The organism is Rhizobium sp. 05L419, assembly GCF_056397845.1.
Map to the genome: position 1 here is coordinate 103744 of NZ_JBFTOF010000018.1, position 14287 is coordinate 118030.

Annotated in this window: 15 protein-coding genes; 6 read left to right on the plus strand and 9 right to left on the minus strand. The window is 57.8% G+C overall.

Annotated features, from left to right (window positions below; genetic code table 11):
• Positions 1–140 precede the first annotated feature (140 nt).
• The 3 genes from AC1DMK_RS21155 to AC1DMK_RS21165 form a co-directional block, all read right to left on the minus strand.
• Complete coding sequence (locus AC1DMK_RS21155; protein ID WP_477861784.1) at positions 141–2078, minus strand: hybrid sensor histidine kinase/response regulator; 1938 nt, start codon at positions 2076–2078, stop codon at positions 141–143.
• 137 nt (positions 2079–2215) lie between these two features.
• The gene (locus tag AC1DMK_RS21160; RefSeq protein ID WP_037058357.1) at positions 2216–2719 is read right to left on the minus strand and encodes a ferritin-like domain-containing protein; all 504 of its coding nucleotides are present in this window, start codon (positions 2717–2719) and stop codon (positions 2216–2218) included.
• 415 nt (positions 2720–3134) lie between these two features.
• On the minus strand, positions 3135–3302 hold the full coding sequence (locus tag AC1DMK_RS21165) for a hypothetical protein (protein ID WP_477861786.1): 168 nt from the start codon (positions 3300–3302) through the stop codon (positions 3135–3137).
• A 409-nt stretch (positions 3303–3711) separates the two neighbouring features.
• Here AC1DMK_RS21165 and AC1DMK_RS21170 point away from each other — a divergent pair, with 409 nt between their 5' ends.
• Both AC1DMK_RS21170 and AC1DMK_RS21175 read left to right on the plus strand, forming a co-directional pair.
• Complete coding sequence (locus AC1DMK_RS21170; RefSeq protein WP_037058358.1) at positions 3712–4149, plus strand: universal stress protein; 438 nt, start codon at positions 3712–3714, stop codon at positions 4147–4149.
• Between the two features lie 111 nt (positions 4150–4260).
• On the plus strand, positions 4261–4644 hold the full coding sequence (locus AC1DMK_RS21175) for a phasin family protein (RefSeq protein WP_477861720.1): 384 nt from the start codon (positions 4261–4263) through the stop codon (positions 4642–4644).
• Positions 4645–5021: 377 nt separating this feature from the next.
• On the opposite strand, the gene AC1DMK_RS21180 is transcribed toward AC1DMK_RS21175, so the two are convergent.
• The gene (locus tag AC1DMK_RS21180; RefSeq protein WP_051973874.1) at positions 5022–5234 is read right to left on the minus strand and encodes a CBS domain-containing protein; all 213 of its coding nucleotides are present in this window, start codon (positions 5232–5234) and stop codon (positions 5022–5024) included.
• A gap of 381 nt (positions 5235–5615) precedes the next feature.
• On the opposite strand from AC1DMK_RS21180, the gene AC1DMK_RS21185 reads away from it, so the two are divergent.
• Entirely contained in the window at positions 5616–6044 is a 429-nt protein-coding gene (locus AC1DMK_RS21185) for a plastocyanin/azurin family copper-binding protein (RefSeq protein ID WP_477861722.1), read from the plus strand.
• A 40-nt stretch (positions 6045–6084) separates the two neighbouring features.
• Here AC1DMK_RS21185 and AC1DMK_RS21190 read toward each other — a convergent pair whose 3' ends face one another.
• Complete coding sequence (locus AC1DMK_RS21190; protein ID WP_477861724.1) at positions 6085–7050, minus strand: ABC transporter ATP-binding protein; 966 nt, start codon at positions 7048–7050, stop codon at positions 6085–6087.
• Positions 7051–7326: 276 nt separating this feature from the next.
• On the opposite strand from AC1DMK_RS21190, the gene AC1DMK_RS21195 reads away from it, so the two are divergent.
• Positions 7327–7740: a DUF2267 domain-containing protein gene (locus tag AC1DMK_RS21195; RefSeq protein WP_477861726.1), complete on the plus strand. Its 414-nt coding sequence runs from the start codon at positions 7327–7329 to the stop codon at positions 7738–7740.
• Positions 7741–7789: 49 nt separating this feature from the next.
• Here AC1DMK_RS21195 and mgtA read toward each other — a convergent pair whose 3' ends face one another.
• The 4 genes from mgtA to AC1DMK_RS21215 all read right to left on the minus strand — a co-directional run bounded on the left by mgtA (position 7790) and on the right by AC1DMK_RS21215 (position 12587).
• Positions 7790–10417, minus strand: a complete 2628-nt coding sequence (gene mgtA / locus AC1DMK_RS21200) for a magnesium-translocating P-type ATPase (protein ID WP_477861788.1) — start codon at positions 10415–10417, stop codon at positions 7790–7792.
• 18 nt (positions 10418–10435) lie between these two features.
• Positions 10436–10753, minus strand: coding sequence for a DUF5335 family protein (locus tag AC1DMK_RS21205; protein ID WP_477861728.1), 318 nt, complete (start codon positions 10751–10753; stop codon positions 10436–10438).
• 379 nt (positions 10754–11132) lie between these two features.
• Positions 11133–11651 (minus strand): Hsp20/alpha crystallin family protein, encoded by a 519-nt coding sequence (locus tag AC1DMK_RS21210; protein WP_477861730.1) that lies wholly within the window; start codon positions 11649–11651, stop codon positions 11133–11135.
• Positions 11652–11939: 288 nt separating this feature from the next.
• Positions 11940–12587, minus strand: a complete 648-nt coding sequence (locus AC1DMK_RS21215) for a BON domain-containing protein (protein ID WP_477861732.1) — start codon at positions 12585–12587, stop codon at positions 11940–11942.
• Positions 12588–12798: 211 nt separating this feature from the next.
• Between AC1DMK_RS21215 and AC1DMK_RS21220 the strand changes: the two genes are divergently transcribed.
• Both AC1DMK_RS21220 and AC1DMK_RS21225 read left to right on the plus strand, forming a co-directional pair.
• Positions 12799–13449 (plus strand): BON domain-containing protein, encoded by a 651-nt coding sequence (locus AC1DMK_RS21220; RefSeq protein WP_477861733.1) that lies wholly within the window; start codon positions 12799–12801, stop codon positions 13447–13449.
• Positions 13450–13711: 262 nt separating this feature from the next.
• Positions 13712–14170: a pyridoxamine 5'-phosphate oxidase family protein gene (locus tag AC1DMK_RS21225; RefSeq protein ID WP_477861735.1), complete on the plus strand. Its 459-nt coding sequence runs from the start codon at positions 13712–13714 to the stop codon at positions 14168–14170.
• Positions 14171–14287 lie beyond the last annotated feature (117 nt).

Sequence of the window (14287 nt, forward strand, 5' to 3'; positions counted from 1 at the left end):
TTTACTTGGCCGCCTGGCGCGCGTTGCGGCAATGTTGCATCACGGTCGGCTTCGGCGATTGAATTGCCAGTGGAAAAGGCCGCTCGATCCGTCCGTTGGACGTAAAACCGGAAAGCCGCTGCTTGCCCTGCCAGCTTTCATCAACGATGGGGGTAGCCTCCCTTTCTGCTTGCCCTGGCCAGCGCGGCGGTCAGCTGCGATTGCGTGAAGGGCTTCAACAGCCGAACGCCGGTGTCCTTTCCGGACGGGAGTTCAGCGTACCCCGTTGCGAGGACAACAGGGATATTGGGATATTCGGCCGCAATCGTCATCGCCAATTCCGAGCCCGTCATCCCTGGCATGRCATGATCGCTTATCACGATATCCGGCAGAAAGCCGCTTCTTAGAATCTCGAGTGCTTCCCTTCCTGATTGAGCCTGAATGGCCTCATGGCCAAGGTCTTCGAGCATGAGAACCGTGTTCATGAGGACAAGACCGTCGTCGTCCACCGCAAGCACTGTCAGTGCACGGTCGAGCATCACGGCTATCGGTTCCTGCTGCTCCGGTGCATTGGTGCCGGTGGGCTCGGATGTTGCGATCGGCAGCCACAATTCGGCGGTTGTTCCCATACCTTTTCTTGATTTGAGCACGAGTTTTCCTCCAGACTGTGCCATTAGTCCCTGGACCATTGAAAGGCCGAGGCCTGTTCCTTTGCCGATCCCTTTCGTCGTGAAGAATGGTTCCGTGGCGCTTGAGAGGGTTTTCTCGTCCATTCCTTCGCCTTCGTCTTTAACCAAAAGGCAAACGTACTCTCCGGGGAGGAGATCCTCCCCGGAGGAAGGATGCGCAACGGCTCTACGCTCTGCCGCGATCGTTATTGTTCCTCCCTCGGGCATAGCGTCGCGCGCATTTACACAAAGGTTCAGGATCGCACTCTCCAGCTGATTGGGATCTGACGTGACCTGCGGCAGCGACAGCAGAAATTGCGTGCGAATGGGCACTTCGGGACCGATCGCCCGCTGAAGCAGGTCCGCCATTCCATGAACGAGGTCTGGAACGTCAACTCGCTCCAACGACAATTTTTGACGCCGCGAAAAGGCAAGGAGGCGCTGGGTAAGTGCGGCGCCGCGCTGCGCTCCCTGGATGGCGTTGTCAATCAACTCGATTACGTCTTGCCCCAGAGGGGTGCGCTTGCGTGCCATCTCCAGGCTTGCGAGCACGACCGTAAGGAGGTTGTTGAAGTCATGCGCTATGCCGCCGGTGAGTTGGCCGACGGCGTCCATCTTCTGCGCTTGGATAAGGGTCTCCTGAGCGGCACGCTTCTCGCTAACGTCGCGCGTGACTTTGGCGAAACCCAGAAGGGCACCGTCATCTGCGCGGATGGGATCGATAATGACGCTGGCCCAGAAACGTGATCCGTCTTTGCGTAGTCTCCATCCCTCGCGTTCGAACCGGCCCTCCGCAGCGGCAATCATCAGGGCTTTCGCCGGCAGTCCCTCGGCACGGTCCTCTGGGGTATAGAATTTCGAAAAATGCTCGCCGATGATTTCTTCCGGTGCGTACCCCTTGATGCGCTGCGCGCCAACGTTCCAGCTGGAGATCTTGCCTTCGGGGTCGAGCATATAGATCGCATAGTCCGTGACACCCTGAACGAGGAGGCGGAACTGCTCCTCACTCTGACGAAGCTCATTCTCCGCCTTCCTTCGCTCCGTCAGGTCGCGCGCAATCTCGGCAAAGCCGAGAAGCTCTCCTTCGGAATCATGGATTGCATCGACAATCATATGAGCCCAGAAGCGTTTTCCATCCTTGCGTACGCGCCAGCCTTCGTTTTCGAAGCGGCCATCCTTGGCCGCGATGTCGAGCGCGCGTTGAGGAAGTCCGCCTTCTTGGTCTTCGGCCGTGTAAAAGGTCGAGAAATGCTTGCCGAGGATTTCCCGCTTGCCACGGCCTTTGAGTTGCGCACCGAAATTCCAGCTATTGATACGGCCGGCGGTGTCGAGCATGTAAATCGCGTAGTCTGTTGTCCCGTCGGCAATCGGTCGGGAGCGTCCGTCCATTGTGTCTTTGCTGGTAATGTCAGTCTGCATGGTCAGTTCCAAACCGGGCCGGAGAAATGAGACGTGCGGGGGTACCATGGCGCAATCAGAGACCCCCGCCTCCGGAGGGCGTCGAGGGATCATCTGGACATACTCAGTAAGCAGATCCGGCCCCTGCAAGGCCGGATCTGCTTGTGAAGTCAGGCCGCTTTCTCCGCGTTCTGGTTCACAACCTTCGTTGCGATTGAAGTAAGGGCGATATCCGTCGCTTGCTCTTCGTCGAGCGTGGTCTGCAAGAGCTTGGCTGCGTCCTTCATGCCAAGTTCGAGCGCCCATGTCCTGAGCGTGCCATAGCGCGACATTTCGTAATGCTCGACGGCCTGGGCAGCTGAGAGCAAACCAGCGTCAAGGGCCGGCGTGCCCTCGTACTCCTTCATGATTTCAGCACCTTCCTTGGTGAGCCCCATGATAGCGTCGCACGTCTTCTGCTCGGGCTTTTTGCCAATGATCTTGAAAACCGCTTCAAGGCGCTGGACATGGACTTTAGTTTCGGCGAGATGCTTGGTGAACGCATCCTTGAGCTGCTTGCTGTTTGCCGCATCGTGCATTTTCGGTAGTGTGGCCACGATCTTGTTTTCAGCGAAGTAGACGTCCTTCAGAGTGTCGTAGAAAAGAATGTCGAGCGTTTTAGTTTCCTTGGCCATGAGTGGCTCCTTGAGTTCGATGGGTCGTCTCTGATAACCGCCCTCGCAAGGCGGCCTGCTTCAGGCGTGTCGGAGATCTGTTGACGAAGCACTTGTTCGATCGTCTTCACGAAGCGATCTTGCGGTGTCGTCGAACAGCGCAGAGCTTTTTGCTTACGTTCCCCGGGTTGACGCCAGTGAGCAGACAACCCGCAATGTGCCTATAGGTTCCCGCGGGGTTCGATCAAAAGGTCCAGGATTATCGGAGTGAATTGCATCCTTTGACCGGGACGCGCGTTTACGTTGCGATGGCAGGCGAGTGGTAGCGCGTCAGTGGTGGGAGCAGGCAGTGGCTCATTTGGGAAGACGCCGGAAGCACGGCGCTGATCACGGGAGTGGTCATAACGTCCTTGATCCGCCGGCTTCGAGCCTTGATCTAATCGGCTAGTGCCTCCTTCCAGTCGCGGGTGTGGGGCACGGGACGTGTGCCGTTTGAAGAGGAGATGCGCCTGAGCAAGTCAACCTCGATGACGATGCCTTTCAGCACGCCTTCTGCATCAACGACCGGAACCGCGCCGATTTTGCTGGCGCTGATGAACTCTATTGCCCGCCGAACGTTTTGATCTTCTCAGATCGTGGTGACCGGGCTGGCCATGATGTCTTTCGCAAGCATTGCAATACCCTCCATCGGGGTCTCCGACGCCCACGCTCGACGTTCTCGCAGATCAACTGGCGAGAGAAACGGTCGAGACCGGATGGCTGAAGCTCGATGCGGCACTACCCACTGCCAGACTTGTGGATCAGCTTCTCAATGTACTGGAGGTCAACAAGGATGTTGCGCCGCTAGGCAATGGAGACGGCTAGCCAGTCGGCATCTACCATGTCCCTCCACAGCGAGGCGCAGTTCGACCTTTGCATTTCACCGCAACCGAATGCTCCGACATAGATTGATGAGAATCAAAGACTGCTGCTCGATGACTTTGTAAGCTGGTTACCGATCTGGGAGGTTTCCAATGTTTACAAACATTCTCATTCCAACAGATGGGTCGAAGCTTGCCGAGGCCGCCGCCGAGAACGCTGTCGCCTTCGCTCGAGACGCCAAGGCGTCGGTCGTGTTCGTCTACGTAATCGAACCGTTCCATATGTTTACGACGGACAGTGAAAAGCTCACGATTGCTAAGGATGATTATGATCGGTTCGCGGATGCACAGGCCGTAAAGTTCCTAAGTGACGTTGAAGCGCGAGCGCGTCTTCAGGGGGTCGTCAGCCACACCGTGAAAGTTCGGAGCGATCAGATACACACCGCGATAGTTGACGCTGCTATAGAGAATGGATGCGACCTGATCGCAATGGGATCGCACGGTCGTGGGAGCGTCGCGAACTTGCTGATAGGCAGCGTCACGGCCAAGGTGCTGAGCCATTCGCGGATTCCGGTTCTCGTCTATCGCTAGCCTCAGCATGGCAACCCAGCTCGGCGTGCGAAATACTAGCCTCTCGATGAATACCTCGACGCGATCCTTCCTGTCAGCACGACCGTGGATAAAAGAAGTGGAGATTGGATCATGACAGCATGGACCGAATACACGCCTTTCGGGCTGTTTCATCTGCCGGCGGTTGCGAGCGCCGAGCAGGTATTTGGCGCTGGGGTTCGTTTTCAGACTCTGGTTTTCAAGGCTATCGTGCGCTCTCAGATCGAGAGTTTGGAGTTCCTGAAGCACCGTTGCGAACAGGATATGAAGCTGTTGGACGATCTTAGCAAAAGCCTCGAATACAAAGACGCGTCCGACGTTGTCAGCAACTTCGTCCAGAACGCCAGCGCCGAATACGCAAATGAAGCAGGCAGAATGGCCATGATCGGCTCGAGGCTGGCTTCTCAAACAGCCAAGCGCCTGAGCGAGGACGCCAAAACGACATTCGAGGATATGGCGGCGGGATCGCACGCCTGACCTCGTCCGGCGCAATCGGTTTTTGACCGAGGTCAAAGTGCGGATGGTGAATGTCGCAGTCGGTGGCACCTAAGGGGAGGGTCGCGCAAGTTGATGCTCATTCTTTCCTGATCGAACGGCAATTTCCGGTAGCGACAGCTCACGCACGGCAGCTTTGCCCTTAATGTTACCGGTTGACGCGCAATGCGCCGGCAATCGTCCTCTACGGGAAGGGATTCGCCGCATGGGCTACGAGGGCCAACAATGGACGGTTGAACGGAAGCCTTCTCAGGCGCGGTCGCCTTCGGCAATCGGTGGTGGGAGTGCGACGCTCATCAGCTCCTCGACACGACGGCCATGCGCGCGGACATATTCGTCGGCGATCTTGCCGGGGCTCGTCAGCCATGCAACCAGGAGCGCTTGCGATCAGTGTCGAGTTCATGACGTCGCAGGAAGTCGCCTTCTGTGATCACGCCAACCAGAACGCCGTTGTCATCGACGACAGGAAGACGGTTCACCCGGTTGTCGAGCATAAGCTTGGAGGCGTCCAAGATGGAGGCGGATGCGCCGATGTTAATCGGCGAAGGCGTCATGATGGCTCCGACAAGCATCTGTCATCTCCTGGAAGATTATTGCCGCGGAATCCCGCTCAGGCGATCAGCCAAGTGCTAAGACCGCGAATTCTGCGTGGATCATGCTGCCTCCGAGGTCTAAGTACATTGACAGAGGTCATAGTTCGACTTTCCGATCGGTTTTCCAGGTGGGCGAGCCACAGCCACGGAATCATCGGTAGCCAGAACGAGGAAGCTCGAAAATCAGAGTTGCGACAAGGCTGTCTCGATGCATACGCCGAGCAGATGGAGGATGGCGACGCAACGGTCCTTCGAAAGTGGCAAGTCCGAGTGGAAGAGGCGAGAGATCCACAAATGTTCAGGCGGCTGTCAGCAACGATCCCTAAACGAACCGTGGGCTGTAGAGGAAAGGCTGATCCAATGAAGACATTCACTCGTTATGCTCTCGCTGCGTTTGCGGCCGTGTCGATGGCTGGAACGTCGTGGGCAGCGACGACAGTAAAAGTCGTTGCGGGCGGTGAGGGTGGAGGCCCGATGACGCTGAAGCTCGACCAGACTACGGTCAAGGCAGGCGAGACCATTTTTGCCGTGCATAACGACGCCATGACCGAAGAGCACGAGATGGTGCTGGTTAAGCTCAAGTCTCCCGATCAGAAGATCCCCTTGATCAAGTCCAAGCATCGTGTCGATGAAAAGCAGTTGAAGAGCATCGGCGAGGTATCCGATCTCAAACCCGGTGCGGACGGCGAGTTGAAAGCAAAGCTGGCACCTGGCTCTTATCTTGTCCTTTGCAACATCAAGGGACACTTCGAGGCAGGAATGGAGGCAAGACTGACCGTCACCCAATAATCGCTACTCATGAGGTGGCCCGCCTATCACACGGGCCACCTCATATTGTCATTGGCGCTTCATCTCGTCTGCCGAGGTCTTGCAGTTCCGAGGGGCTGATCGTGCTCGCGTCACGGATGAGATCGTACTTGACCTGCGTAACCTTGAGGTCGCGATACCAGTCCACCAATGCTCCCCACGGATCCGAAACCTTGTTCAGGCCTGCAACGAACGCCACCACGGTTCCGATCTCGGTCTTGCCCGTCACCACATAGTAGCCGCCGAGTGCGAATATTCCTACATAGCCAAGCTGAATCATAAGATTCATCAGGAAGTTCAGCGAATACTTTAGCCTGTAGATGCTGACGTTCGTCGAAAACAGCCTCTGGACACGGGCTGCCTGATGTCGCGACGCCTTTGGCGAAGCGTCGTGATCGACCATCTCTTCGCTGAGGTGTCGCATGACCGTGATCTTGGTCTTCACCCGCTGATTGATGAGGCCCTGCAGACTGGGAACCAGGACGGCCTGAGGGATGAATACGACCGCGACCGCCAGCGCCAGAAGCGGCTGCAGATAGATCATGTAGCCGCCGACGGCGATCAGAACACCTGCTTGGAGGACCGGCTCGGAAATGCTTGTGCCGACGAAGCCGCCGACGGGTTCGGCCTCGGCGAGCACGATCGACATTTCTACGCCGTCGGCCAACGTCGTTAGTTCCTCGAGGTGGCGTTCCCTAGCGTCAAGAACAGCCATGCGGAGCCATCGGATAGCCACTTCGCCGATCCAGCCGCGGTAGATGTTCAAGGCGAGCTTGACACTCCCCTCGGTCAGAGCGAGTGCGAAGTAGGCGAAAACAAGCATAAGGATGGCGTTGAAGCTCGCGCCCTGCGTCGCGCCGTTGATGATCCTTCGCTGGATCTCCAGCGGCACGATGCCGACGACGAATAGCATGACCGAAAGCAGGACCAGAGCAGCCTGATGGCTCCGCCCCATCGCAAGGATGAAGCCGGCTAGTTTGCGCGGCATGGCGCTTTCCGTCCGGGATCTGGGACGGGTTTCCCGATCTTCGATCAAAGGAGCGTCCTCAAGTGTTTTTTCGGCTCTCATCCTTACATCCTCCAGTCAGGACATCCGATCAGATCTGCGGGGGTGTTTCATTGACCCATCGCAATCATGAGCGGCTTGCGAAAGATTTGACCCGCGTCAATGACAGCGGCTTCGGTCGGCCGCAAAATGTCGACAGATCAACGGCCTTCCTACCCCCACCGTTATCCGGGAAGAGCCTCGACACAGGAGGTCGTCATGCCCTACAGCCCGTTTCGAACATTTCCGGAAGCCGCCCAGGAGGCGGGCGTCTGGGTGCGCGAACTAGCTGATCTCCTTGGTTGCGAGCAACGCGCCGCCTACGACGTATTGCGCGCCACGTTGCATGCCGTCCGCGACAGTCTCTCGGTCGACGACAACGCGAAGATCGGCAACTCTCTCCCCGTCATCGTTCGTGGGATCTACTATGAGGGTTGGAGCCCGTTGACGATAGCAACGCAACTCGAGCCCGGAGCGCTTTCAAACCGCCTGCTCGGCCTGATGCCGTCGACCGTCTCTGCGGACGCGCAAGTATTGGTCAAGATCCTGAAGCTGTTTGAAAATCGGTTGGGCGACAAACTGCCAGCAAGGCTCGATGTTGCGCTCAAAGTCTGCACGCATTGCCATGCTTGAGATGCAGTTGAGATGACCTGACGCCCTTACAGCATTTCGCTGCCGMTTCTTACATTCCCCATCGGCGCACAAACCAGCGTTTCACAAGGTGCGACAGGGTTGCGTATGACAATAGGATTGTCGCCAACAGCGGCCAGTATGGCCAGGGCAGGGCTACAAATCCCAGGGCGGTTCCGAGTACGGTGGAGGGCAGAAGGATGCCTATGATCCCGATAACGACGCTCGTGGCGATGAGTGCGGCGCTGGCGTTGCTTTCAATGAAGGGAATGCGGGCGGTACGGATGATGTGGATGATCAGGGTCTGGGTGAGCAATGATTCCACAAACCATCCCGTCTGAAACAGGGCCGGATCGCTCCATGCTTTGAAAACGAATAGCATCATGGCGAACGTCGCATAGTCGAAGATCGAACTAACCGGCCCCAAAAAAAGCATGAACCTGAAGATGCCCCCAATGTCCCATCGACGCGGCGTGGCGATAAATTCCTCGTCGACGGCGTCGGTCGGGATGGCTGTCTGCGAGACGTCGTAGAGCAGATTGTTGGTCAGAACCTGTATCGCCGTCATCGGCAGGAATGGCAGGAACAGGCTGGCCCCGATGACACTGAACATGTTGCCGAAGTTCGAACTCGCGCCCATCCTTATGTATTTCGTGATGTTCGCAAACACCTTTCGACCTTCGACGACGCCGTCGCGCAGTACGAGCAGGTTCTTTTCCAGGAGAATGATGTCTGCGCTCTCCTTCGCGATATCGACGGCGCTGTCGACCGATACGCCGACATCAGCGGCCTTGAGCGCCGGGCTGTCATTGATTCCGTCGCCGAGAAAACCGACCACATGACCGGTCGAGCGAAGGACCCGGACGACGCGCTCTTTCTGCATCGGTGTCAGTTTCGCAAGCACGGTCGCAGCCAAAGCTCTCTCTGCGAGCTCGATATCCGTCATTGCCTCGAGCTGCGACCCAAGCAGAATGTCGCCAATCGGTATCCTGACATCGCCGCAGATCTTGCGCGTGATCACCTCGTTGTCTCCGGTGAGGATCTTCACGCGCACCCCTTTCGCTTCCAGCGCGGTGATGGCATTGGCGGCACTCTCCTTGGGAGGATCCAGAAACGAGATGTAGCCGAGCAGAGTGAGACCGCTTTCGTCTTCCACGCTGTAGCTTGACTTCGTTCCGGCGATCTCCTTGTATGCCACCGCAACGACGCGGAAGCCGCTCTCGTTGAGTGCGACGGTCTCTTCCTTGGCCGTCGCCAGATGGCTCGCATCCAACGTTCCGAGCGCCCCGCCATCCTCGCAACGGGTGGAGACCGCGAATATCTCCTCGACCGCGCCCTTGCAGATAAGAATGTGCTTGCCCTGATCGTCAGAAACGACGACGGACAAACGCCGACGGGCGAAGTCGAAGGGTATCTCCCCTATCTTTCGAAAGCGCTGGTCGATCCCCAGTTCTTCATGGACGTCTCCGTGCTTGAGCACCGCGACGTCGAGTAGGTTCTTCAGTCCGGACTGGAAGTAGCTGTTGAGGTAGGCGTAGTGCAGCACTCGCGGCGAGTCGCCGCCATGGATATCAACATGCTGCTTGAGAATGATCCTGTCCTGCGTCAGCGTGCCGGTCTTGTCAGTACACAGGATGTCCATCGCGCCGAGGTTTTGGATCGCGTTCAGGCGCTTCACGATCACCTTGGACCGGGCCATTGCGAGCGCGCCTTTTGCAAGGTTGACGGTTACCGCCATTGGAAGCATTTCGGGAGTCAGCCCGACTGCTACCGCCACGGCAAACAACAAGGCCTGAAGCCAATCTCCCTTGGTGATTCCGTTGATGACAAAGACAAGGGGGCCGAGAACAACGGTCACACCGATCATCAGCCAGGTGAAGCGCTTGACGCCGAGATCGAAGGCCGTCTCCTCCTGCCGGGCCACCACCTCTTCGGCCAGCGCGCCGAAGAAGGTTTGCGGACCAGTCCTGATCACCAGACCTCTTCCGTACCCACTGACGACATTCGATCCCATGAAGCAGAGGTTTGGACGATCGAATGCCGACTCGACGGGAGCCAAGGCAGGAACCGACTCCTTCTCGACAGGCATTGCCTCCCCAGTCAGGGTCGACTGGTTCACATAGAGGTCGGTAGCCTCGATGAGGCGTATATCAGCGGGAATGAGATCGCCTGCAGATAACCGCACGACGTCCCCAGGCACGAGTTCTTCGACGGGTTCTTCTGTTACCTCGGGCCGGCTGGTGTCCGGGCGAAGGACGCTGACAGTCGTCCTTACCATCGCGCGAAGTTTGGCGGCGGCCTGGCTGGAACGATGCTCCTGAACGAAAGCCATCCCCACCGAAAGGATGACAATGGCCGATATGACGACGGCGGCCCGCAGATCGCCGAGCGCGTACGAAATGATGGCGAGTATAAGCAGCAGGGCGTTCAGTGGGCTTTTGGCGCGAACCCAGATTTCTTGGAGCAGCGGGGCACGTTGCTCGCGGCTGATGACATTGGGGCCATACCGTTCGCGCCGCAGTCGTGCTTCGTCGGCGGCAATCCCTGACCAGCTGGAGGCGAGCGCCTCGCAGGCTTCGTTCTGCGAACACAGGCTAACCTCTGTGAGATCGTCGACGGCTTCGCTCTGTTCCTTGGCGGCGTGCCGGATAAGGCTCGGCCCGCGTGCGTTGACGTTCATCATCTCGCAGAAGCCCCATCAGCGCTGGGCGAACGTGAGGATCTGATGCCGCTCGGCGAGATCGATCACTTCGATCGCGACGACCTCTCCCTCCTCATCCTGGATCGTGATTTTCCGCGGCCTTTCGACCACATGCGTCATGCCCTTGACCGATAGCTCGAGCGTGTCCTGCTTGGGTTCGTACGTCGCCCCCAGCAGAGGGGCGGATGTCACAAGGATCTGATCGCCAACCGTCGCACCCACGACTTCGATTTTGATCTCCTTGCCTTGCACGGCTTCGTGAAGGTGCGAGAAGTAGGTCGCCCATTCGGCCTTTGCGAGAACTTTCAATCCCATCTTCCTATCTCCTACTTGCCTACTTGCCCACTCGTCCCCGCAGAATCCCGCTCCGGAGAGCAACGCTTCTGCAGTGCGCGACATCTGGACGACCACCGTCCTTCTCCTAAGCTTTCCCGGTGCCGGGTCCAGCAAACGCGGATGAGGCCGCGAGGACGACGACTACGCCGCCCATGATGACTGCGCTCCACGGAGCAAGGCTGTGTCGCTAAATGGAATGACCCACGGCGAAACCATCAGCATACCAACATTCCCGCTGCGGTTATCAATGGGTCTTGCCAGCGCGGTCCGTTCATTTCGTCCTCTGCTCGTCATCTGCTGTGGTCTTTGGCATATGCCGATGGCGGTGGGTGCGCGGGCGCACCCACCCGTGCCGAGATCAGTCGGCCTTGATCTCGATCTTACGATCGTTCTGCTTCGCAGTGAGGCTCTTGGGAAGCGTCACTTTGAGAACGCCCTTCGCGAAAGCCGCGCTGACTTTGTCAGCCTCGACGCCATCGGGAAGCCGGAAGGAGCGCTGAAACGACCCGTAGTGACGTTCCGAAACATGATACGCCTTTTCCTTGTCTTCCTTTTCTTCGCTCTTTTCGCCTCGGATGGTCAGAACACCGTCCGCAAGTTTGACCTCGAGGTTCTTTTCGTCCAAACCGGGGACTTCCGCCGTCACTTCGAATGCATCGTCCTTCTCAACGACATCAACGGCAGGGGACATAATCCACTTATCGGAAGATGCCACAGTACGCGCAAAAAACGGCCGTGTGAGAGGCCGGAACGACGACGGTCCGAAATCCTCGAACAGACGGTCGATTTCGGTGCGCAAGGTTTCAAACGGCGACCACATGCTACCTACGGCCGGCATTGTTTTCTGTTCTGTCTTAACGGGAACTGTATCAGGCATCGTCACCTCCTGTTTGCCAAGCAGGTCCGGAAAACCGGATCCCATCAAAGTTCTTGCTCTCAAGATTGAGCCTTGCCATCAAACTACATCTTCGATCCCGCCGCTTTGATGCGCGTCAAGGACGGCAAAACATTTTCGGGTTCGGTGCGGCCAGTGGTAGGCGGACGCGAAAGGAGCAGAAACAAAAAGGACGAGCTCAAAAGAACTCGTCCTTCGGCGTCAGAAAGGAAGGCCGCAGGATCACGCAATAATCCGTTGTTCGTCCATGAAGCCTTCGATCACCTTCAATCAGCCGATCCGAAGGTGATCCTCGACGGCCTTCACACCGGCGGCCGACCAAGCGGCATGTTCTGCGGCCTGCCGCTCTGACCACCGCTTCACCGTTCCGTCGAGCGTCACCTTGCCGTCCACTACGTTGACGCGGATAGCCTGAGCCTCCAGTTCGGCGTCCCGTTTGAACGCGTCTTCGATCCGCCGCTTGACGTCGCTGGAAGTGGGCCGTGGCGTCACCGCAATAGCATTGGAAATGCCGACGACACCCGCCAAATCGCGGATGGCGCTAGCCGCCGCGTTCTTTTGGTATTGCCATTCCACATTGCCTTCCAGCGTGACCCATCCATTCTGCACTTTGACTTCCACGGCGTCCCTCGGAACGGTCGTGCGCCATGCGAGCGTGCTGAGCGCGCGGGTTGCGATCTCGTCGTCAGCGGTGATGTGTGTGCCGTACGGGCGCACTTCGATCTCCTGGGCGATGGCATGAACGCCCCTGACACGCCGAGCAGCACGCTCGGCCGCGTCCTTCTCTGCGTAGGTCGCGACGTGACCAGTCAGCGTGATCACGCCACGCTCGGCCGTAACGCCTATGTGGGCGGCGTCGATGCTCGGTTCGAATTCCAGCTCATCCAGTACATGCTGTCGCAACGAAATGTCTGTCATGGGAAAGCCTCCTTCCATGTTTCGACGGGGCTGGATCGTAGAGGGGAATGAGCGCGTAGGCTTTGATCTGTCTCAATTCGGCGAGCATTCGTCAAAGCGTCGATGCGTCAGATATTTTTCGCCTGGTTTGACCAAGCGCAATGTCACGTCGGCAAAATGGCGGATCATCGCGACGAGGTCCGAGAACCCTTTGTTCAAATGGAGGAATGTGATGAATGATCTCGCACTACGTCAGAATATCATCGACGAACTCTGCTTTGAACCGAGCGTGGATGCCGCCAACATCGGCGTTGCGGTTGAAAACGGCGTTGTCACCTTGACCGGCCATGTCGGCAGCTACGCCGAAAAGATTGCCGCCGAGCTGGCAGTCAAGCGGGTCAAGGGAGTGCGCGCGCTGGCAGAGAACCTCGAAGTCCGCTTCGCGGAGAGGAAGAAGCACGCTGACGACGAAATTGCCGCGCGGGCGCTCGATATCATCGAATGGGACACGCTTTTGCCAAATGGCGCGATCGATGTCAAAGTCCAGAAGGGTTGGGTGAGGCTGTCTGGAGAGGTGCCGTGGCACTTCCAGCGCGTGGCGGCCGAAAAGGCAGTCATGAAGCTCGGGGGTGTGGTGGGCGTCACCAACGTATTGTCGATCGAGCCGGCGGTGTCGGTTCCGGATGTTAAGAACCGGATCGAAGGCGCGTTGAAACGCAACGCCGACGTCGAGGCTGCCCATATTCAGGTGGATGTCACTGGCGGCAACGTCATTCTTAAGGGCGGCGTCACCGGATGGCGCGAACGCATCGCGGCGGAGCGAGCGGCGTGGTCGATCCCCGGCGTCGTGAGTGTGGTCAATAACCTGTCAATAGGTGGTTGACCAGTTCCGCGGCCCACAGAAGCAAGGCTGAGGCTGCAGCCTTGCAAGGATCCTGGGAGTTCGACGAATGCATGCTCAAGATTGCTACAGGTGGCTGCGCTGGTTCGTGCTCGACCACGCATTGTTGCTGTTCCTAATAGCGATAATGATTGCCACTATGTTCAGTGTGCTCCTTTACCGCGCAAGCGGTGACGTAGGCCAACGAGGTTTCGACCTGCAGCGGTCTGTTCGGGACCATCTTTGACAATCAGGAGTGAAAACCATGACAATGGCGCTCAGGGACATGAACCATGCAGAATGCCTCGCAATGCTGGAAGGCGGTCACTACGGCCACTTGGCCTGCAGCAATGACGGGCAGCCGTATGTCGTACCGATCTATTTCGCCTTCCAGGCCAGGGTCGCCTACAGCTTCTCCATGCCGGGACGAAAGATCCAGTGGATGCGGCAGAACCCGAAGGTATGTCTTCAGGTCGAAGAATCGCCCAGCAAGGGTAGCTGGAAAAGTGTGGTACTGAACGGGCGTTTCCAGGAACTCACGGACACCGATGCCTGGCACGAGGAGCGGCTCCATGCGTGGTCACTGCTCGCAAAGCACTTCGACTGGTGGGAGGTCGGATCATTGAAGCCGGTCGACGTGCCGCCCGCGACCGCTTCTTCGCACCTCTTTTACTGTATCTATCTGAACGACGTCTCGGGTCGGATCGCCACGCAAGTGGACTAGCGGCCTATTCAAAAAACCGCGTCGCGTGGGCGGTTGATCGTTTGTCGAAGAGGAACAAGACACCGCATTACCGCATTATTGCCGGACGTTGTCTATCAACTTAGCTGTCACAGACCG

What these genes read in the sequence shown, in the direction of transcription:
- AC1DMK_RS21190 (WP_477861724.1), bottom strand. Translation starts at nt 7,050, where the DNA reads ATGCCGCGCAAACTAGCCGGCTTCATCCTTGCGATGGGGCGGAGCCAT.
- AC1DMK_RS21185 (WP_477861722.1), top strand. Translation starts at nt 5,616, where the DNA reads ATGAAGACATTCACTCGTTATGCTCTCGCTGCGTTTGCGGCCGTGTCG.
- AC1DMK_RS21205 (WP_477861728.1), bottom strand. Translation starts at nt 10,753, where the DNA reads ATGGGATTGAAAGTTCTCGCAAAGGCCGAATGGGCGACCTACTTCTCG.
- AC1DMK_RS21220 (WP_477861733.1), top strand. Translation starts at nt 12,799, where the DNA reads ATGAATGATCTCGCACTACGTCAGAATATCATCGACGAACTCTGCTTT.
- AC1DMK_RS21195 (WP_477861726.1), top strand. Translation starts at nt 7,327, where the DNA reads ATGCCCTACAGCCCGTTTCGAACATTTCCGGAAGCCGCCCAGGAGGCG.
- AC1DMK_RS21160 (WP_037058357.1), bottom strand. Translation starts at nt 2,719, where the DNA reads ATGGCCAAGGAAACTAAAACGCTCGACATTCTTTTCTACGACACTCTG.
- AC1DMK_RS21215 (WP_477861732.1), bottom strand. Translation starts at nt 12,587, where the DNA reads ATGACAGACATTTCGTTGCGACAGCATGTACTGGATGAGCTGGAATTC.
- mgtA (WP_477861788.1), bottom strand. Translation starts at nt 10,417, where the DNA reads ATGAACGTCAACGCACGCGGGCCGAGCCTTATCCGGCACGCCGCCAAG.
- AC1DMK_RS21170 (WP_037058358.1), top strand. Translation starts at nt 3,712, where the DNA reads ATGTTTACAAACATTCTCATTCCAACAGATGGGTCGAAGCTTGCCGAG.
- AC1DMK_RS21225 (WP_477861735.1), top strand. Translation starts at nt 13,712, where the DNA reads ATGACAATGGCGCTCAGGGACATGAACCATGCAGAATGCCTCGCAATG.
- AC1DMK_RS21175 (WP_477861720.1), top strand. Translation starts at nt 4,261, where the DNA reads ATGACAGCATGGACCGAATACACGCCTTTCGGGCTGTTTCATCTGCCG.
- AC1DMK_RS21210 (WP_477861730.1), bottom strand. Translation starts at nt 11,651, where the DNA reads ATGCCTGATACAGTTCCCGTTAAGACAGAACAGAAAACAATGCCGGCC.
- AC1DMK_RS21180 (WP_051973874.1), bottom strand. Translation starts at nt 5,234, where the DNA reads ATGCTTGTCGGAGCCATCATGACGCCTTCGCCGATTAACATCGGCGCA.